Source organism: Inquilinus sp. YAF38 (genome assembly GCF_052113205.1).
Taxonomy (GTDB): domain Bacteria; phylum Pseudomonadota; class Alphaproteobacteria; order DSM-16000; family Inquilinaceae; genus Inquilinus.
On record NZ_JBFRCU010000024.1, the window covers coordinates 45,631 to 65,712 of the forward strand.

Sequence of the window (20,082 nt, forward strand, 5' to 3'; positions counted from 1 at the left end):
TACAGAGGCCTGATGTATCTCTCGATTTCCACAACTCATAATCCGGCCACCGATCTCGGCTTCCTGCTGCACAAGCATCCGGACCGGGTGCACGAGACGGAGCTGTCCTTCGGCAAGGCCCATCTGTTCTACCCCGAGGCCACGGCGGAGCGGTGCGAGGCCGTGCTGCTGCTGGAGGTCGACCCGGTCGGGCTGGTGCGCGGCCGCGGCTCGGCCGAGGGTGTGGTCGACCAATATGTCAACGACCGCCCCTACGCGGCTTCGTCCTTTCTCTCCGTGGCGCTGATCCGCAGCGTGAAGACGGCGATGGCCGGGATCTCGAAGGACCGGCCGGAGCTCGCCGCCGCCCCGATGCCGTTGGAGGCACGGATCAGCCCACTGCCCGCGCGCGGCGGCGAGGTCCTGGTGCGCCAGCTGTTCGAACCGCTGGGCTGGACGGTGCGGGTCGAGCCCGTGCCCGGCCCCGACGGCGCAGCCAGCCCGCGCTACCTCGCCCTGACCCTATCGGGCACCGCCCGGCTGAGCGCGCTCCTGAACCACATCTACGTGCTGGTCCCGGTGCTCGACGACGACAAGCATTACTGGGTCGGCGAGGACGAGGTGGCGAAGCTGCTGGCCCGCGGCGAGGGATGGCTCGGCAGCCATCCGGCGCAGGAGCTGATCGTCCGCCGCTACCTGGCGCACCAACGGTCCCTCGCCCGCCAGGCCCTGGCCCGGCTGGTGCCGGAGGAGGCGTCCGATGGGGCTGGGCCCGAGGGCGCCGCCAGCCGCGAGGAGGCGCTGGAGGCGCCGATCCGGCTGCACGACCAGCGGCTGGCGACGGTGGCTGCGACGCTGCAGGCCAAGGGCGCCAAGGTCGTCGCCGATCTCGGCTGCGGCGAGGGCAAGCTCTTGTCCCTGCTGGCGCGGGAGCGCTGGGTCGAGCGCCTGATCGGCGTCGACGCCTCGACCCGCGACCTCGATCGGGCGCAGCGCCGGCTCAAGCTCGACCAGCCCGGCGGCCCGCCAGAGGGGCGGATCACGCTGCTACACGGCGCCCTCACCTATCGCGACCGTCGCTGGGCCGAGGCCGACGCGGCCGTCCTGGTCGAGGTGATCGAGCATCTCGATCCCGACCGGCTTCCGGCGCTTATCCGCGTGGTGTTCGGCGAGGCCCGACCGCGGCTCGTGGTCGTGACCACGCCGAACGCCGACTACAACGCGCTGTTCCCGACCCTGGGCGCTGGGGCCTTCCGCCACGCCGACCATCGCTTCGAATGGAGCCGCGCCGAGTTCCGCGCCTGGGCGGCCGCCGTTGCCGACGCCTATGGCTACATGGCCGAGTTCGGTGATATCGGCCCGACCGACGACCAGCAGGGAGCGCCGACCCAGATGGCGGTGTTCACCCGATGAAGGCCGCCGATCCCTCCCGCATCGACATCCCGGACTTCGCGCTGATCGTCCTGATCGGCGCCACCGGCTCTGGCAAGTCGACCTTCGCCGCGCGGCATTTTCGGCCGACCGAGATCATCTCCTCGGACCGCTGCCGCGGCCTGGTGTCGGATGACGAGACCGACCAGGCGGCGACGGCTGATGCGTTCGACCTGGTCCGCACCATCGCCGAGAAGCGCCTCAAGAACCGGCGCCTGACGGTGATCGACGCCACCAATGTCCGCGCCGCCGACCGCAAGGACTGGGTCGCGCTGGCCCGGCGCTGGCACGCCCTGCCGGTGGCGATCGTGATCGACCCCGGCATCGACCTGTGCATCGAGCGCAACAAGGCGCGGCCCGACCGTCCCTTCGGCCCGCAGGTGGTGGTGCGCATGGTGTCGGAGATCCGGCGTGGCCTGGGCGGCCTGCAGCGCGAGGGCTTCCGCCAGGTCTGGCGTCTGACAACCGCCCAGGGCATCGACGCCGCGACGGTCGAGCGCCGGCCGCTGTGGACCGACAAGCGCGACGATTCCGGCCCCTTCGACATCATCGGCGACGTCCATGGCTGCGCCGATGAGCTCGAGGCGCTGCTGCGCCGGCTGGGCTATGCGGTCGACTGGCAGGAGGCGGAGGGCGGGCGCCAGGTCACGGTGACGCCGCCGGCCGGCCGCAAGGCGGTGTTCGTCGGCGACCTGGTCGACCGCGGCCCGCGTACGCCCGACGTGCTGCGCATCGCCATGAGCATGGCGGCGGCCGGCACCGCCCATGTCGTCAACGGCAACCACGACCGCAAGCTGGCACGGTGGCTTGAGGGCCGCGACGTCAAGATCGCGCATGGGCTGCAGCAGTCGATCGAGCAGCTCGAGGCCGAGGGCCCGGCCTTCAAGGCCGCGATCAAGCCGTTCCTGGACGGGCTGCTGAGCCATGTCTGGCTGGATGGCGGCAGGCTGGCGGTCGCCCATGCCGGGCTGAAGCCGGAGATGGTCGGCCGCGCCTCGCCCGCGGTGCGCGAATTCGCACTGTACGGCGAGACCACCGGCGAGACCGACGAGTTCGGTCTGCCCGTGCGGCTGGACTGGGCTGCCGCCTATCGCGGGCCGACGGCGATCGCCTACGGCCACACGCCGGTGCTCGACCCGGAATGGGTCAACAACACCATCTGCCTCGACACCGGCTGCGTCTTCGGCGGCCGGCTGACGGCGCTGCGCTGGCCGGAGAAGGAGCTGGTCTCGGTGCCGGCCGAACGGGTGTGGAGCGAGCCGACCCGACCGCTGGCACCGCGCGCCGACCAACGCAGCGCCCAGGCCGAGGCCGACGACCTGCTCGACATGGAGGACGTCGCCGGGCGGCGCTGGGTCGAGACGCAGTTGCGCGGCCGGATCGAGGTCGCAGCCGAGAACGCGGCCGCGGCGCTGGAGGTGATGAGCCGCTTCGCCATCGCGCCGCAATGGCTGGTCTACCTGCCGCCGACCATGTCGCCGGTCGAGACCAGCGCGCGGGAGGAGTGGCTGGAGCGGCCGGAGGAGGCCTTCGAGCATTTCCGCGGGCGCGGCGTGGCCGAGGTCATGTGCCAGGAGAAGCACATGGGCTCGCGCGCCGTGATCGCGCTGTGCCGCGACGCCGCCACCGCCCGGGCGCGGTTCGGCGTGACCGGGAGCGAAACCGGCGCGATCTGGACCCGGACCGGCCGCGCCTTCTTCGCCGATTCTGCGACCACCGAGGCCGTGCTCGAACGACTACGGGCGGCGGCGGATTCAGCCGGGCTGTGGTCGGAGCTGGACACCAGCTGGCTGCTGTTCGACGCCGAGATCATGCCGTGGTCGGCCAAGGCCGGCGCCCTGATCGAGAGCCAGTACGCCCCGGTCGCCGCCGCCAGCCTGGCTGGGCTGACCGCCGCCGGCGAGGCGCTGGCCCGAGCGGTCGGGCGCGGCCTGCCGCTGGCCGAGCTGCAGCAGCGCGTCGCGGCGCGGCGCGACCGGGCCGAGGCCTATGGCCGGGCCTGGGCGCCCTATGTCTGGCCGGTTTCCGGCATCGACGACCTGCGCATCGCCCCGTTCCACCTGCTGGCCGCCGAGGGGCGCGTCTGCTTCGACCAGGACCATGTCTGGCACATGGGCATGGCCGACCGGCTGGCGCAGGCCGGCGGCCCGGCCGTGGCGGCGACGCGCTGGCGGCTGGTCGATCTGGCGGACGAGGCTGCCTGCGCCGACGCGGTCGCCTGGTGGGAGGCGATGACCGCGGCAGGCGGCGAAGGCATGGTGGTGAAGCCGCGCGATTTCGTCGCCCGCGGGCCGAAGGGCCTGATCCAGCCGGCGGTAAAGGTGCGCGGGCGGGAATACCTGCGCATCATCTACGGCCCGGAATACGACCTGCCGGAGAACCTGGTCCGGCTGCGCGACCGCAAGCTGGGCGGCAAGCGCAACCTGGCGCTGCGCGAATTCGCCCTTGGCCACGAGGCGCTGCGGCGCTTCGTGGCGCGCGAGCCGCTGCGCCGGGTACATGAATGCGTCTTCGGCGTGCTGGCGCTGGAGAGCGAGCCGATCGACCCGCGGCTGTGACCGGGCCGGTCAACCCTCGGCGTGACGCCGGTCGCAGACGACCTTGAGGTAGCGGCCCTCGCCCAGCTCGGGCCCGAGCGCGGTGCTGGCCAGCATCGCCTGGCCGGTGAAGCCGCAGCCGAGCGGCGTCGGCGCTACTGGGCCTGCGACCACGTCGACCGCGGTGTTCCGGTTGCAGTCGCGCTGCGGCAGCGCCGTGGCGCAGACGAGGATAAGGGTGGTGAACACGTCCATGCTTCCGCTCCCTGGGTTGCGCACCACCCGGGGGCTTCCTCCGGCAGGCCCGGTCCGTTCGCCGATGCCTGCGTCGGGCTATTGTGCACTGCAACATAAGGTCGAGCAAGCCCGCCCTGCTGGGTTACCGCGATGCCGGGTCGCGCCAGCTGTGCCGTGGCTCGTAGCCGAGCACCCGGCGCGCCTTCTCGATCGACAGCAGGGTCTCGTTCGGGCCGAAGGAGCGCTTGCGCGGCACGCCGGGATAGACGGTGTCGAGCAGCTTGTCGTTCGGCTGGCTCATCACCGAATCGGCATTGGCGATGACGAAGACATCGGCCCCGGTCAGCTTCGATTCCAGCGCCAGGCGGATCGCCTGGGCGGCGTCGCGGGCGTCGATATAGGCCCACAGGTTCCAGTTGCGCTTGCGCGGGTCGTCGTCGAAACCCGGGAATTCGGCGTAGCGCTCCGGGTCCATCACGTTGGACAGGCGCAGGCCGATGATCTTGGCCTGGGGGTCCCAGCGGCAGAACTGCTTGGCCATCTCCTCGCCCATCAGCTTGGACAGGGAATAGGCGGTCTCCGGCCGGCCGGGATACTCCTCGTCCACCGGCACATAGGGCGGCGGGTTGGCGAAGGGCAGGCCTAGCACGGTCTCGCTCGAGGCCCAGACGATGTTGCGGATCTTCAGCTGCCGCGCCGCCTCGAACACATTGTAGGTGCTGACCGTGTTGGTCTCGAAGATGACGTGGTTCGGCGCCAGGCCGGGCGCGCGGATCGCCGCCAGATGGACGATGCCGGTGACCTGCGACACCCGGTCGTCGATCGCCGAGAAGGCGGCGATGGTCTGGCCGTAATCGGTCAGATCGACCCGGCTGTGCCGGACCGACGGATCCGTCGGCGGCGCCAGGTCGACCGAGCAGACGTCGTGGCCATGTGCGATCAGATCCTTCAGGCAGGCGCGGCCCGCCTGGCCGCTGCCGCCGGTGACGATGATCATCCGTTCCTCCCTCGTCCAACAATTGTCCGACAAGATAGGTCAGCGATCGAGCTCGGGATAGTGGCGGAAGATGCCCATCGAGTTGAACGGGATGCGCCGTGGCGAGGCGAGATAGGCCTTCACCCGCGGCAACGCGCCGACGAGATCGTGCAGCCGCACCAGCCGCGGATGCTCCGGCTCGATCCGTGCCATCGCCTTCGGGAAGGCATAGCGCAGCCCGGCGATGATCTGGAACATCGACAGGTCGGCGGTGGTGATCCCGGCCCCGACCAGATGCGCGTCGCCGGCGGGGTTGCGCGCCATCACCCGCTCAAAATAGCCGAGGTATTTCGGCACGCGATTGGCCAGGAAGTCCTCGGTGCGGCGCTTCGCCTCCGGCTTCTGGTCCTCGTAGTACAGGCCGCTGGCGACCGGGTGATGGGTGTCGTGCACCTCGACCACGAGGTCGGCGATGGTGAGCTGCAGCTGGTGCGTCCACAGCCGGCCCTCCTCGTCCGCCGGCGCCAGCCCGTGCCGGTCGCCGAGGAACAGCAGGATGTTGGCGGTCTGGCCGATCAGCAGGTCGCCGGCCTTGAGATAGGGCGGCGCGAAGGGCGGCTGCGGCACCGCGCCGTCCCGCATGTAGTGCATCAGCCCGGGCAGGTCGTCGTCCTCCTCGCGGGCGACGTCGGTATAGTCAGCACCGGCCTGCTCGAGCGCCAACCGGACGAACTCGCCTCGCCCCTGGATCTCGGGCCAGTAGTAGAGCTCATAGGCCATTCCGCAATATCCTTTCGTATACATCCGGCCTCGCGAAACGATTCACGCTCGATTCACGCTGGTTGGTTACGATGGCCATACTGTCCCACCGGATGGTACGCCCATCGAGCCTGAGGCGGATTTCATTTGAATTAGGGGTGATACTCGGAGCGTCGATAGTCGAACGGGCATATTCTCTTCGCCCGCAATCAGAAGCTCGATGGGCGTCTTACCGCGACCCAACGGACAGGGATGGGTGAGCGACGGGAGACGGGGGCGGGTTCGCCCCCGATCTCGTTTCAGCCCCGACGCGCGTCAGGATGTCGGCCCCATGCCGAGGACCAGCGGCGCTTCCGCCGGCTCGTCCCTCGACCGCAGCCATTTCGCCACGGCGCTGTACACCCCGCCGCTCACGATCAGGGCCGCCCCGATCAGGCTGAGGGGCGCGATCTCCTCATGGAAGGCGAGGACGCTGAAGCCCGCCGCCCAGACGAAGATCGAGTAGTCGATGACCGCGACGTCGGAGACGCCGCTGAGCCGCAGCCCGCCGATATAGAGCAGGTTGGCCAGCCCGCCGGCGATTCCGACGCCAATGAAGGGCAGCCAGTCGCCGGCCATCGGCCAGACCCAGCCCACGTGCAGCATCCAGGCCGCCGAGCCGACCAGCATCACCGTGTTGCCCCAGATCGCGGTGACGATCGGCGGGTCGACCTGCCCGGCTCGGCGCGTCGCCACCACGCCCAGGGCGTAGAACAGCGCCGAAACCACCGCGATCAGTGCGTAGACATTCATCCCGTCGGTCGGCCGCACGATCAGCAGCCCGCCGGCCAAAGCGATGGCGATGCTGACATAAGTCTCGCGGCCCGCCGGCTCGCGCAGCACCATGATGCCGAACAGCGCCATGAAGACCGGCGCCGCCAGGGAGATCGCGGTCGCGTCGGCCAGCGACAGGCCGGACAGGCTGAGGAAGAAGGTGGCGCAGGCCGCCAGCACGAAGCCGCCGCGCAGCAGCTGCAACAGCGGCTTGCCGGACCTCACCGCCTGCATCCCCCGCACCATGCCCATGCGGTACTGGACCAGGATCGGCAGGTAGCCGAACAGGGTGCGGATCAGGATGATCTCGGCGATCGGATAGGTACTACCGCTCAGATATTTGGCGAAGGCATCCATCGTCGCGAAGGCGCCGACGCCCAGGGCATACAGCGCGAGACCCTGCATCTGACGGGAAGAGGTGCGCACGGTGAATGAGCCTTCTGAAATACGACTGCTGCCGAGACCGGCACGAATGTCGTCATCACAGCAGGCAATCATGGCCGCATTCGCGCTGGGCGACGCTGGAATCGCGCCGAATTGCGGTCTTACCGTGGCAGCTTAGAACAGGCTGAGCTGCCGGTCGGCCGAGCGGCGCGGCGCCGGGTCCGCGCGGCGATGGGCCAGCAGCTCGGCCTCGATCTCGCCGAGGAAGGGCGATGCCTCCAGCCGCACCATGCCGCCGCGCCAGCGCCGCTCACGCGCCCGGCACAGGAACAGCCGGTCCATCGCTCGGGTCATACCGACATAGAACAGCCGCCGCTCCTCGGCGAGTGCCGCCGGATCGGCCTCACCGAAGCGCAACGGCAGCACGCCGTCGTCCAGGCCGAGGATGAACACCACCGGGAACTCCAGCCCCTTGGCGGCGTGCAGGGTCAAGAGCGAGACGCGGTCCGCACGCGGGTCCCAGAAATCCGCCTCGGTCGCCAGCGCCACGGCGGCCAGGAAAGCGGAGCGATCGTCACCGTCTTGTCGAGAAGCGATCAGCGCCAGGCGCTGCAGCGCCGCCGTGGTCATGGCCGGTTCGGCCCCGTCCTGGCGCAACTGCTCGGCCGCGCGCTGCAGAAGCTGCGGCAGCGGCCCCTCCTCCGGCTCCAGCGCCGCCAGCAGTGCGCGGACCGCCGGGTCCTCGGCCAGCGGCGTCAGCGAGCTCTTCTTGAACGGCATGCCACCGCGTCCCAAAGCCTCCGCCACCGCCTCGGCCTGGGCGTCGGTGCGGTACAGCACGGCGATGTCGGAGAAGGACAGCTGGTCGTCCGCGCGGCCATCCGATCGACCGCTGTCGATCGAGAAGAAGCTGTGGCCGCCCAGCAGCGCCTCGATCTCCGCCACCACGAACTCGGCCTCGGCCTTGTCGCCGGCGGCGGCATGGACCGAGATGCGGTCCTGCATCGCCCGCACGATCTCGGCTGCCGGCTCTGTGCGCCCATCCGCGCCGATGAAGCGCGACGCGGCGGTGGCGATGGTGCCGGTCGAGCGGTAGTTGCGCCGCAGCCGGATCACCGCGGCGCCGGGATGGTCGCGATGAAACCGGTCGAAGCAGGAGGCGTCGGCGCCGCGGAAGCCATAGATCGCCTGGTCCGGGTCGCCGATGACGCAGAGATTGCCGCCCGACGGCACCAGCAGCGACAAGAGGCGCACCTGGCTGTCGTCGACATCCTGGAACTCGTCGACCGAGACATGGCGGAACCGGTCGCGGGTCAGGGCGACCAGGCCGGGGTCGCCCTCCAGCGCCGCGATGGCCTTGCCGACGAGGTCGTCGAAATCGATCCGGTTGCGCAGCGCCAGCGCCTCGTCATAGCGGGCCAGCGCCTCGGCAAGGTCGAGATCGGCCGGCGCCCCGGTGCGCTTGGCTCGGGAGATGGCGCGCAGCAGCCGCTCTGCCTTGGTGCGGGACACCTTCAGCACCTCCTGCAGCAGGGCGGCGCGCTCCGCCTCCCCCGCCACCCGGAATTCGCGGTGCAGCCCGGCAGCCTCGCCATGCTCGCGCAGGAAGGCGAGGCCGAGCGAATGGAAGGTGTGGATCGGCATCCGCGCCGCAGCACCTGGCAGCAGCGCCTCCAGCCGCTCGCGCATCTCCGCCGCCGCCCGGCGGGTGAAGGTGATGGCGAGGCAGGATTCCGGCGCCGCGCCGCCGGCGACCAGATGGGCGATACGATGGGTCAGCGTCCGGGTCTTGCCCGATCCCGGCCCGGCGACGATCAACAGCGGCCCCGCCACCCGCTCCGCCGCCACCCGCTGGTCGGGGTCGAGCCGGTCGAGGAGGCTGGGAGCCGCTGTGGCGGGAACGCTCGGCGCCTCCGCCCTCTCCCCTTCATCGTCATTCCCGCGAAAGCGGGAATCTCCCTCCGGTTCAGGCGCGACGAGATCCCCGCTTTCGCGGGGATGACGGGGTGTGGATGGGCGGGACGGCTCCGCCCTCCTCTGCGGCAGGTCGAACAGTAGCCCGCCGGCGGTGCGGCGCTTCAGCTCCTGCGGCTCGAACAACCGGATCACGCCGTATTCGCCGTCATAGCCGGCATCGCGGATCACCTGGCCTTTGCGCAGCCGGGTCACCGCCTCCGCCAGCAGCTCGCTCTCGGCCCGGGCGATATCCTCGACCGGCAGCTCGCCCAGGATGGCCAGCTCCGATCCCAGCGTGCCGACCAGCCGGTCGTAGCTGCGCTCCACCGCCTTGCTGGCCGGGCCGCTTCCCAGCAGTTCGGACAGGATCTCGGGCAGCGGCACCAGGCTCGATATCTCCCCGGCCGTCGGCGGCGGCAAAGTCTCCGCCTCGCTGCGGTCGGCCAGCGTTTCCACCCGATGCAGCACGCCGACCGTGACCGGCTGGCCGCAGACCGGGCAGCGCCCGTCCAGCGCCAGCGTCTCCTGCGGGCTCAGCCGGACATCGCATTTGCGATGGCCGTCGGCGTGGTACTTGCCCTCCTCCGGGAAGAACTCGACGGTGCCGACATAGCCCTCGCCGGCCTCCAGCGCCCGCCGGATGGCGTGGTAGTCCGGGTCGCAGTCGAATTCCGTGGCCTCGCGCCCCAGCTTGCCCGGTGAATGCGCGTCGGAGTTCGAGGTCAGGCGGTAGCGGTCGAGGAAGGAGATCCGCCAGTTCATCGCCGGGTCGGAGGACAGGCCGGTCTCGACCGCGAAGATGTGGTCCGACAGGTCGCCATAGCATTCGGCGATTGAATCGAAGCCGGATTGCGAGCCCAACGCCGCGAACCACGGCGTCCAGATATGGGCCGGCACCAGATAGGCGTCCGGCCCGGAGGCGAGCGTGATCTCCAGCAGGTCACGGGAATCGAGGCCGAGGATCGGCCGCCCGTCCGAGGCGATGTTGCCGATCCGCGCCAGGCTGGCCTGCAGCCGGTCGATCGTCGCAAAATCCGGCCCGTAGATCAGGTGATGGATCTTCCGGGTGCGGTCGCCCTTCTTGTAGATGGTCGAGATCTCGGTCGACAGCATGAAGCGCACCGGCGTCCGGCACGGCGCAGGCAGCGTCGCTATCACCCCGGCCTCGAGATCCGGCCGCAGCCGGAACAGGCCCGGCGTGTCCGGCACCAGTTTGTCCTTCAGCTCGGCCAGCCAGACCGGGTGCACGCAGTCGCCGGTGCCGACCACGCCGATGCCCTTTCGCGCCGCCCAATGCGCCAGGTGCTCCAGGTCGAGGTCCCGGCTGGTCGCCCGCGAATGCTTGGAATGGACGTGCAGATCGGCGTGAAAGCGCATCTCGGCCCCGTGTTCCGCGCCCGCGGATCGCCGTGCAGACTCGGGCGCCGATCCGGGGATGATAGGACGCCGGGCCGGGGCGGCAAACGCCGGAAGGCTTGGTTCAGCCCGTCAGGAACGCGGCATGTGCCACCCCGGCTCTACCGACGCGGGGCGATCCGGACGTCGCCAAACATCACGGCGCGGGTCAGCGGCCGGGCCAGGAACTCGTGCGGGAAGCCGGGCTCGATGGCGCTCGCCGCCTCCAGCCGCGCCCGCTGGTCGTCCGAAAGCACGACATCGAGCGCGCCGAGATTGTCCTCGAGTTGCGCCACGGTCCGCGCACCGATGATTGGCGCGGTCACAGCCGGGTTCAGCAGTGTCCAGGCCAGGGCCACCTGCGCCGGAGACTTGCCGATCTCGGCAGCTGCCGCCTTGACCTCCTCGGCGATGGCGAGGGTCCTCTCGGTCAGCGCGCCATTGGCGGCGGCGACGTTCTTGCGCGTGCCCACGGCAGCCGCCGTGCCGCCGCCGATGTCGAGATCGGCTCGGCTGTACTTGCCGGTCAGCACCCCGCTGGCCAGCGGCGACCAGGGAATGACGCCGAGGCCGAGCTCGCGCGCCATCGGGATCAGGTCGCGCTCCACCGTCCGCTCGATCAGGCTGTACTCGATCTGCAGCGCGATCAGCGGCGACCAGCCGCGCAGGTCGGCGATGGTCTGCATCCGCGACACCTGCCAGGCCGGCGCGTCGGAGATCGCGACATACAGCACCTTGCCGGCGCGGACCACATCGTCCATGGCGCGCAGGATCTCCTCGACCGGGGTGGTGAAGTCCCAGGCGTGCAGGTACAGCAGGTCGATATAGTCGGTCTGCATCCGCTGCAGGCTGCTCTCGATCGACCGGACCAGGCTTTTGCGGTGATTGCCGCCGGAGTTCGGGTCGCCGGGCCGCAGCGGCAGGGTGTATTTGGTGGCAAGCACCAGCCGGTCGCGCCGGTCAGCCGCGAACCTGCCGACCAGCCGTTCGGAACTGCCGTCGGTGTATTGGTTGGCGGTGTCGATGAAGTTGCCGCCACGGTCGACATAGGTGTCGAAGATCCGGCGCGCCTCCGGCTCGTCGGCGCCCCAGCCCCAGTCGGTACCGAAGGTCATGGCGCCGAGCGCGAGCGGTGAGACCCTGAGGCCGGACCGGCCGAGCAGCCGGTAGTGATCGAGGGACAGCGTGTCGCTCATGGTCATCTCCTGAGGTGGTGACCCGGAAGATGGCGCGCTGACATTCGTGCATGAAGACGGCATTATCCGCATGGGCCGTTAAGGGAATGATGCACAATGCGCGGCAGCGACTACGCTGAGCTGCGGGCCTTCGCCGCGATTGTCGAGCATGGCAGCTTCGCCCGTGCCGCCGCGCAGCTGGGTCTGTCGCGCTCGGCGCTGAGCCAGACCATCCGGGGGCTGGAGGAGCGGCTGGGCCTGCGGCTGCTCAACCGCACCACCCGCAGCGTGGCGCCGACCGAGGCCGGGACACGGCTGCTGGCTGGACTGCTGCCGGCCCTGGCAGATCTCGACGCCGCGGTCGCCAATGTCCGGGCGCTGCGGGACACGCCGGCGGGGCTGCTGCGGATCAACGCCTCGCGCATCGCCGCCATCCATCGCCTGGCGCCGCTGATCGGCCCGTTCCAGGCGGCCTATCCGGACATCGCCCTCGATATCGTCGCCGAGGACCGGCTGGTCGACATCGTCGCCGAGCGCTTCGACGCCGGCCTCCGGCTGGGCGAGATGGTCGAACGCGACATGGTCGCGGTGAAGCTGGGCGGCGAGCTCGAGCTGATGGTGGTGGCCGCGCCGTCCTATCTCGAGCGCTTCGGCACGCCGGAGACGCCGCGCGACCTGCGACACCACCGCTGCATCAATTTCCGCTGGCCGACCGATGGCAGCCTGTATCGCTGGGAGTTCGAGCGCGGCGCGGAGAAGCTGGAGGTGGCGGTGGAAGGCCCGCTCACCGTGACCGAGCCGGAGGTCGCGATCCGCGCGGTGCTGGACGGCGTCGGCATCGGCTATCTGTTCGACCTGCAGATCCGGCCGCTGGTCGAATCCGGCCGGATGGTGCGGATGCTCGAAGATTGGACGCCGCCCTTCCCCGGCTTCACTCTCTACTACCCCAGCCGCCGGCAAATGCCTCCGCCGCTGCGCGCCTTCCTCGACTTCGTGCAGCGGCGGCAGGTCATGCCTAGCGGCGGCCGAACAGCGGGGTGATGACGGAGCTGAAGAAGCTGAACAGGGCGTCACCGGCGATCACCCCGGCCGCGACCACCTCCATCTCGCTGCGTCCCTCCTCGCCGCGCCAACGGGTCCACAGAATGCGGATCAGGATGCCGGCCAGCACCGCCCAGCCCGCCAAAGGTGCGTTGAGCAGCAGGCCGGTGGCGAACAGGATGCCCATCTGCCGCTTCGATCCGCCGAGCCACTGCACCAGCGCCCCGGGGATCGCCCAGAGCGCGAGCGACCGCGCCACATCCGGCGCCACCCCGGCCCCGATCGTGGCCGCATAGACCCGGTCGACGGGCGGCAGCAGGTCCTGGGAGAAATAGGATTCCCAGGAGACGTAGACCACAGCGATGGCGACCAGGAAGGCGACCATGGCGGCCAGCAGCTGCTGCCGCCGGCCGTCGCGCTCGAACTCCGGATCGGCGCCGTGGCCGCGCAGGATGTAGCCGGCCTTCAGGTCATAGCCCATGTCGGCGAAGGCCGGGCCGGTGGCGGCGGAGAAGGCGACCAGCGCCGCCAGCGCCGTCGGCGGGAACCCGACCAGCATGCCGATGATCAGCGTGATCAAGGCCACGGCGAAAGCCGGGAACCAGCCGGAATGCATCGCCGCCAGGCCGACGATCAGCTCATGCACGAAGGCGGCGAAGGCGGCGTAGACCACGAAGGCGACCAGCATGCCCCAGGACAGCTCGGCCCACAGCCCGCCGGCCGCGGCGATCAGCATGGCCAGCGCGATGTAGCCGGCGGTGCCCAGCCCGAGCGCCCGCCGCAGCGCCGCGTCGGACTGGGTGCGGGCGGCGCCGTCGGTGTCGCGGCGCAGCAGGGTCGACCCGACCTGCAGCAGCGCCACCAGGCCGGCGCCGATCATCACCCCATGCGGGATATAGGCCTTCATCAGGTCGCCGCCCGGGATGATCCCGGCGAAGGCCTCGCCGCCGAAGATCTGGGGGGAATAGCCGCGCAGCAGCAGGCCGACCCCGAACATGGCGAGCGCCCAGATGTTGCCGATGAAGGCGATGCCGAAGGCCGACATCGGGATCTTGAAGAACGAACCGACGGCACCGATCGCCACGCCGACGCCGAGCAGCACCGCCTTGCGGCCGCCCTCGTCGCCGGCCTTGATCGCCTCCGCCGCGGCCACGCCGGGCGGCCAGGCGCCGGTGGCCGGGAACACCTTGGTGTCGAACATCCGGTACAGCATGTAGGCGTCGAGCAGCATCGCCAGGGCGACGCCGGCGAACATCGGCATCACCAGGTCCGGCCGGCCCAGCGCATAGGGGATGCCGATCGGCAGCAGCAGGCTGTTGGCGGCGCCGAAGGTGGCGCCGGAGATGGCGCTCTGCGCCAGGTTCTGGACGTGGATCGAGCGGTAGCGGGCGAACAGGCCCAGCGGGATGCGCGCCAGCACCATGGCCGCCAGGGCGCCGATCAGCGAGGTGTTCGCCGAGACGCCGAGGCTGACCAGGATCTGCATGCCGATGATGGCGCCGAAGACACAGAGCAGGATGATCAGGGCGAGGGTCGCCGGCTCGAACACGCTGGGGTGCCGGCGGCGGGCGGTGCCACTGGCCGGGGGTGCGGCGGCGGAATCCGCGGTCAGGTCGTGCTGCATGAAACCTCCTGGTGGGGCCGCTTGGCCGCGGCCTTGATCTCGTGATGCGGGTCTTGGGCGTGCCCTGTTCGAGAAAGGGCCGCGCATCGCCTGGATGCGCGGCCCCGAAGCTCATGCGGCCTTGGCGTCAGCGTCGGCCGGCGCCGAGACCCGCCCGTCGCCGAGGTCACGATCCAGCGCCGCGCGGGGGCGTTCGGCGGGATCGCCAAAACCCGCACCGCCGGCCAGGACGATCTCGACGATCTCGCCGGGTTTGCTCAGCTGCACCAGCTCGCCGGTGCCGCAGTCGCGCAGGACATGACCATCGCCATCGCGCACCAGGCCATGGGCCGACCCGCCGGGAGCGCCGCCGAACAGGCCGGGATTGGTCGCCCCGACCCCTTCGGGATAGACCGCGACGAAGGTCGCCAGCCCGTCATCGGCCAGCTTGCGCAGGGCGACGCGCTGGCCCAGGCCGCCGCGGTGACGCCCCGGCCCGCCGGAATCGGTGACATAGGTCTTTTCCAGCACCAGCACCGGCACCCGGGTCTCGAACAGCTCGATCGAGGTGTTCGCGGCCGAGGTCGGCCACAGCAGGCCGGATTTGCCGTCGCCATGGGACGAAGCACCCTGGCCGCCGCCCATGAACAGCATGTCGGAATAGGTGCCGCCCTCGGCGTCGCGGCCGTAGATCGTGGCCGCCACCGGCAGGCCGGTGTTGGCCTGCACCTTGTCCGGCGCCGCTTCGGACAGCGCCCGGAAGATGTTCGGCGCGATGTACCAGCCGGTGCGGGTGCGCAGATTGACCGCCATCGGCCGGCTGGCGTTCAGAATCGACCCTTCCGGCGCCTTCACCTGGAACGGCCGGTAGCAGCCGGCATTGCCGCGGACATTCGGCGTCAGCATGCATTTCAGCGGATAGGTCGCATGCGCCTCGGTGTAGTTCAGGGTGCAGTTCAACCCGCCCTGCGGCAACTGCGCCGGGGCGCCGGCGAAATCCAGCGTGATGCAGTCGCCTTCGATGGTCAGCGCCAGCGGATAGCGCAGCCGCTCGCCCAGCGGGTTGTTCTCGATCTCCGACCGGTAGACACCGTCCGGCAGCGCCGCGATCGCCTCGCGCATCGCCGTCTCGGACCGGCCCTGCACCACCGCGGCCAGGGCCCGCAGGTCCTGCATCCCGTACTCGCGCATGAAGGCGACCAGCCGTTCGGCGCCCAGCGCATTGGCGGCGACGAAGGAATGCACGTCGCCGGTGACCTGGCCGGGGTTGCGCACATTCTCGGCCAGCAGCCGGAACAGCGTCTGATTGGGCTTCCCGGCCTCGACCAGCTTCATCGGCGGGATCTGGAACCCCTCCTCGAAGATTTCACGGGCCCGAAGGCTGTCCTTGGTGCCGCCGATGTCGGAGACATGGCCGACCGTGCCCATCAGCCCGACCAATCGCTCGTCATGGAACACCGGCGTGACCACGGCGATGTCGAACAGATGGCCGGCGCAGAGCCAGGGGTCGTTGGTGACCAGCACATCGCCGGGCCGCAGCGTCTCGGCCGGGTATTCGGCCAAGAGCGCCTTCACTGCCCGCGGCAGGGTCAGGTTGAACACCGGCATCGCCCGCGGCGAATGGGCCAGGGTCTCGCCGTCGGGGTCCAGGAGCTCGCAGGCGAAGTCCTGGGCCTCGGAGATCACCAGCGAGAAGGCGGTGCGGCAGACCGTCAGCCACATCTCCTCGACCACGGTGATCAGGCGGCTCCACATGATCTCCAGCGCGATCGGGTCGGCCTCGATCCGCGCCATCGCCTCGGGCAGCGTCATCTCGGCCGTGACCATGGCCTGGACCGGCGCGGCGACGCCGATGGCGATGCGCAGGTTCAGCGTGTCGTCGACCCGCACGATGTCGCCCGGCGGCACGATGGTGGTGGATTCCCGCTCCTCGATGATCGCCGGACCCTCGATCCGGTCGCCCGGCGCCAGGGCGTAGCGGTCATAGACCACGGCCTCGACGACGCCGTCGGCGAAACGTGCCGAACGAACGCCCTTGCGCTTGGCCGCGGCGTCGCCGCCCCCGGTGGCGCCGGCCAGCGACAGCGTCGGGGTCGGGCCCAGGCAACGAACGCGGAAGTTGATCGCTTCGATCTGCGCCCCGCCATACAGCGAGGTGTAGCGGGCGGTGTAGACCTCGGCGAAGGCAGTGCGGATCACCTCCAGGCTGCCGGCGCCGATCGGGCCGGACGGCAGCGGCACGGCGATCTCATGCATCTGGCCGGTCAGGCGCATGTCGGCGCTGCGCTCGACGATCACTGCCTCGACATCGACACCCGCCTCGGCCAGCCGGCGGCGGCCCTCTTCCTCCAACTCCGCCAGTACGCCGTTGACGGCGCCAGCGTCGAATTCGCCGGAGAAGCGCACCGGGTGCGACCGCACCAGCTCGAAGGACAGCGGCGCCGCCAGGAAGCCCAGCGCCGAGGCGGCACCCGAAGCGGGCGGGATGATCACCTCGGCCACGCCAAGCACACGCGCCACCCCGGCGGCATGGGCCGGGCCGGCGCCGCCGAAGCCGACCATGGCATAGCGGCGCGGGTCCTTGCCCTTCTCCACCAGATGGACCCGGGCAGCGGCGGCCATGCTCTCGGTCACCACCTTGTGGATGCCCCAGGCCGCCTCCTCGACCGACAGGCCGAGCGGCTCCGCCACCCGCGCCATCGCGGCCTCGGCCGCCGCCTTGTCCAGCGCCATGCGGCCGCCCAGGAAGAAGCCGGGGTCGTAATAGCCGAGCACCAGATTGGCGTCGGTCACCGTCGGCTCCATGCCGCCCTTGCCGTAGCAGGCTGGCCCGGGGTCGGAGCCGGCGGAATGCGGGCCGACGCGCAGCAGCCCGACCTCGTCGATCGAGGCGATCGACCCGCCGCCGGCACCGATCTCGATCATGTCGATCACCGGCGCCTTGATCGGCAGGCCCGAGCCCTTCTTGAAGCGGTGCACCCGCCCCGCCTCCATCATCGGCGCGATCTCGGCGCGGCCATCCTCGATCATGCAGGCCTTGGCGGTGGTGCCGCCCATGTCGAAGGAGATGACGTCCGCCTTGCCGGCCAGGGCGCCGAACAGCGCCGTGGCCAGGCCGCCGCCGGCCGGGCCGGATTCGAGCAGCCGGATCGGGAAGGCGCGCGCCGTCTCCGGCGCCACCAGCCCGCCGGCGGAATGCATCAGCCGCAGCGTGCCGGCGAAGCCGCGCGCCGCCAGCTCCCGCTCCAGCCGCTGCAAATAGCGGTCCATCAGCGGCTGGACATAGGCGTTGGCGCAGGTGGTGACGCAGCGCTGGTACTCCCACAGCTCGGCCACGACCTCGGAGGACAACGACACGGCCAGCTGCGGGAACTCGGCCCGGGCGATCTCGCCGACGATCCGCTCATGCTCCGGGTTGCGGTAGGAATGCAGGAAGCAGACGGCGACGGCCTCCGCCCCCTCGGCCACGAGCCGGCGCAACGCGGCACGCACGGCGTCACGGTCCAGCGGCGTAACCACGACACCGTCACGGTCCACCCGCTCCGGCACCTCCAGCCGCAGCCGGCGGGCCACCAGCGGCTCCGGGAACTGCAGGAACAGGTCGTAGATGTCGTAGCGCTGCTCCGTGCCCATCTCCAGCACGTCGCGGAAGCCCTGGGTGGTGATCAGCCCCAGCTTCGCGCCCTTGCGCTCGATCACGGCGTTGGTGACCAGGGTGGTGCCGTGCACCATCTCGCCGACATCGGCCAGGCCGATGCCGGCCATCGCCACCAGCTCCTCGATGCCGATCAGCGCCGCCTCGGACGGGTCGTGCGGCGTGGTCAGCCGCTTGTGCAGCTTCACCGTCCGCCCCTCGCCGTCATAGAGGATGAAATCGGTGAACGTGCCGCCGATGTCGAAGCCGATGCGCCAGCGCGTCGCCTGCATGATCTGGTCCTTGGTTACGCTGCGGAGGCCGCGATCCCGGCCTGCCAGTTCGGGTCGCCGGCCAGGGCCGCGACCTCCCGCGCCCCTGCCAGCAGCCGGGCGATGATGTCCTCCCGCTCCTGCGCCGTGACGGTGGAGAGCGGATAGGCGATGCAGAGGCTGACCGCCTCGCCGGTCTCGGGCGACCCGACGGCGGCGGCCAGGGCGCCGACGCCGCGATTGGCCTCGTCATGGGATTCCGCGAAGCCCAGGCGGCGCACCTTCTCCAACCGCTGCAGCAGCTCGTCGAGAGTCTGCGGCGCGGTCGGCGACACCGGCGGCCATGGGTCCCGGAACAGCTCCCGCACCTGATCGTCCGGCAGCCGCGCCAGCAGCGACCGGCCAGTGGCGCTGGAATGCGCCGCCAGCGGCCGGCCGACCGGCGTGGCGACGCGCAGCACATTGGTACCGGGATGGTAGGTCAGGCCGGTCACCTCGCCGCCGTCGCGGATCGAGACATAGCCGGTGTGGCCGACCGCGGCGACGATCCGGGCCACCACCGCATCCGCCCGCCCGACCAGCGACGAGTTCGAGCTGTACAGATGCGCGACGCCAAGGATCAGCGGTCCCGGCCGATAGCGCTTGCTGTCGCCGATCGTCTCCAGCAGCCCGGCATCGCGCATCGCCCGCAACAGGCGGGAGATATTGCTCTTCGGCAGCGACAGCAGCGCCGACGCCTCGGTCACCGTGAGCTCGGTGCGGCTGGCGGTGAAGCAGCGCAGGACGGCGGCGGCGGTATCGAGTGTGGTCATGCATCGCCCGGATTGTTCCATTTTATGGAACTTGATTTCCGAATAATGAAACCGTAGCAGCCACTTGCGGGGCTGATCAAGCCCGTTCGACGTGCGGACACGACAAGGCCCCGCCGCCATCGGCGACAGGGTCATGGACAAGACATGGATTTTGAGAGGGCCGGCGATGGCGCCGGCCCTCGGCAGCCGTCAAGTCAGGCTGCAGCCATCGCCATCGGCGGCGACCTTCACGATGATGTCGGCGCTGTTCGTGTACAGGGACCGGTGGCAGTAGCGCCATTGCTCGGTCGGCGCATAGGTGTTGATCTGGACCACCCCGCCATTCGGGCCGGCGACATTCTCTGACCCGACAACCTGATCATAACGATCAACGGCGGCTTCGCTCCACGTATAGACCGAGTATTCGCCGGTGGATGCGAGTTCGTTCGGCTGACCCCATTCGGCGACGGCTGCGGAGATGTTCTTTCCGACCATTCCACTCATCTGATATTCGACCAGCCGCAGCTTCGCCGGCGTGCATCCCGCCAGCAGGATCGGCACCAGCGTCACGATCGTTCCCGTCTTCCAGCGCCCCGGAGACCGGCCCGAATTCCTGTATCGCTCCATCATTTCCCCCTTCGATGGTGGTCCTGCTGGCTTCAGCGCGCCGCTTCGATCGTGCCGCGCACTGCAGATGCTCCTCCGTCGAGCAGGATCCTCGAGATCCTTTCCTCGGCCGCGGAAACCGATTCCATCTTCGCCCGCGCGGCGAAGATCCGGATCTCGTCCAGCGTGAAGACCTCTTCTGCCGGGCATCTCGACCAATCTCCGGCGTTGACCTCGCGACCGCGCGCGATGTCCTGGTCGATCCTGTCCTTCTGGCCGGTCCGGACCGATTCCCCGGCGTTTCGGATGACCCGCTTGATCAGGCGGTCGCCATAGGCCAGCTGGAGCAGGCGCGCATCGCACAGGGTATAGCCCGCAGCAGCAAAGGCATCCTCGTTCGGCCCGGCCATTCCCCGGTCGGTGCCCAGGATCAGAAAGGCCAGGGCGCCGGCTGTGACAAACAGGCCGCGCCGTCTCGACAGTCCCATCAACA

The 20,082-nt window shown here is 70.0% G+C and carries 14 protein-coding genes; 3 read left to right on the forward strand and 11 right to left on the reverse strand.

The window, feature by feature from the left end:
• The first annotated feature begins 12 nt into the window (after positions 1 to 12).
• Both AB4Z01_RS13335 and AB4Z01_RS13340 read left to right on the forward strand, forming a co-directional pair.
• Positions 13 to 1,392, forward strand: a complete 1,380-nt coding sequence (locus AB4Z01_RS13335) for a 3' terminal RNA ribose 2'-O-methyltransferase Hen1 (RefSeq protein WP_441694322.1) — start codon at positions 13 to 15, stop codon at positions 1,390 to 1,392.
• Positions 1,389 to 3,968 carry a polynucleotide kinase-phosphatase gene (locus AB4Z01_RS13340; protein ID WP_441694324.1) on the forward strand — a complete coding sequence of 860 codons (2,580 nt, stop codon included), beginning with the start codon at positions 1,389 to 1,391 and terminating at the stop codon, positions 3,966 to 3,968. The genes AB4Z01_RS13335 and AB4Z01_RS13340 overlap by 4 nt, the downstream gene beginning before the upstream one ends.
• A 9-nt stretch (positions 3,969 to 3,977) precedes the next feature.
• Here AB4Z01_RS13340 and AB4Z01_RS13345 read toward each other — a convergent pair whose 3' ends face one another.
• The 6 genes from AB4Z01_RS13345 to AB4Z01_RS13370 all read right to left on the reverse strand — a co-directional run bounded on the left by AB4Z01_RS13345 (position 3,978) and on the right by AB4Z01_RS13370 (position 11,663).
• Entirely contained in the window at positions 3,978 to 4,202 is a 225-nt protein-coding gene (locus AB4Z01_RS13345) for a hypothetical protein (protein ID WP_441694326.1), read from the reverse strand.
• Positions 4,203 to 4,326: 124 nt separating this feature from the next.
• Positions 4,327 to 5,181 (reverse strand): NAD-dependent epimerase/dehydratase family protein, encoded by an 855-nt coding sequence (locus AB4Z01_RS13350; RefSeq protein ID WP_441694327.1) that lies wholly within the window; start codon positions 5,179 to 5,181, stop codon positions 4,327 to 4,329.
• 39 nt (positions 5,182 to 5,220) lie between these two features.
• A complete protein-coding gene (locus AB4Z01_RS13355) occupies positions 5,221 to 5,940 on the reverse strand; it encodes a glutathione S-transferase (protein ID WP_441694329.1) in 720 nt (239 codons plus the stop codon).
• Positions 5,941 to 6,234: 294 nt separating this feature from the next.
• Entirely contained in the window at positions 6,235 to 7,158 is a 924-nt protein-coding gene (locus tag AB4Z01_RS13360; RefSeq protein WP_441694330.1) for a DMT family transporter, read from the reverse strand.
• 132 nt (positions 7,159 to 7,290) lie between these two features.
• Positions 7,291 to 10,449 carry a UvrD-helicase domain-containing protein gene (locus AB4Z01_RS13365; protein ID WP_441694332.1) on the reverse strand — a complete coding sequence of 1,053 codons (3,159 nt, stop codon included), beginning with the start codon at positions 10,447 to 10,449 and terminating at the stop codon, positions 7,291 to 7,293.
• 140 nt (positions 10,450 to 10,589) lie between these two features.
• Positions 10,590 to 11,663 (reverse strand): aldo/keto reductase, encoded by a 1,074-nt coding sequence (locus AB4Z01_RS13370; protein ID WP_441694334.1) that lies wholly within the window; start codon positions 11,661 to 11,663, stop codon positions 10,590 to 10,592.
• Between the two features lie 96 nt (positions 11,664 to 11,759).
• Here AB4Z01_RS13370 and AB4Z01_RS13375 point away from each other — a divergent pair, with 96 nt between their 5' ends.
• Entirely contained in the window at positions 11,760 to 12,683 is a 924-nt protein-coding gene (locus AB4Z01_RS13375) for a LysR family transcriptional regulator (RefSeq protein WP_441694335.1), read from the forward strand.
• Here AB4Z01_RS13375 and AB4Z01_RS13380 read toward each other — a convergent pair.
• The 5 genes from AB4Z01_RS13380 to AB4Z01_RS13400 all read right to left on the reverse strand — a co-directional run bounded on the left by AB4Z01_RS13380 (position 12,658) and on the right by AB4Z01_RS13400 (position 20,080).
• Positions 12,658 to 14,307 carry an OPT/YSL family transporter gene (locus AB4Z01_RS13380; protein ID WP_441694337.1) on the reverse strand — a complete coding sequence of 550 codons (1,650 nt, stop codon included), beginning with the start codon at positions 14,305 to 14,307 and terminating at the stop codon, positions 12,658 to 12,660. The two genes, AB4Z01_RS13375 and AB4Z01_RS13380, sit on opposite strands and share 26 nt — an antisense overlap.
• A gap of 111 nt (positions 14,308 to 14,418) precedes the next feature.
• A complete protein-coding gene (locus AB4Z01_RS13385) occupies positions 14,419 to 18,213 on the reverse strand; it encodes a hydantoinase B/oxoprolinase family protein (RefSeq protein WP_441694338.1) in 3,795 nt (1,264 codons plus the stop codon).
• 14 nt (positions 18,214 to 18,227) lie between these two features.
• Positions 18,228 to 19,004, reverse strand: a complete 777-nt coding sequence (locus AB4Z01_RS13390; RefSeq protein ID WP_441694340.1) for an IclR family transcriptional regulator — start codon at positions 19,002 to 19,004, stop codon at positions 18,228 to 18,230.
• A gap of 189 nt (positions 19,005 to 19,193) precedes the next feature.
• Positions 19,194 to 19,553 carry a hypothetical protein gene (locus AB4Z01_RS13395; protein ID WP_441694342.1) on the reverse strand — a complete coding sequence of 120 codons (360 nt, stop codon included), beginning with the start codon at positions 19,551 to 19,553 and terminating at the stop codon, positions 19,194 to 19,196.
• Positions 19,554 to 19,642: 89 nt separating this feature from the next.
• Positions 19,643 to 20,080, reverse strand: coding sequence for a hypothetical protein (locus AB4Z01_RS13400; RefSeq protein ID WP_441694344.1), 438 nt, complete (start codon positions 20,078 to 20,080; stop codon positions 19,643 to 19,645).
• Between the last annotated feature and the right edge of the window lie 2 nt (positions 20,081 to 20,082).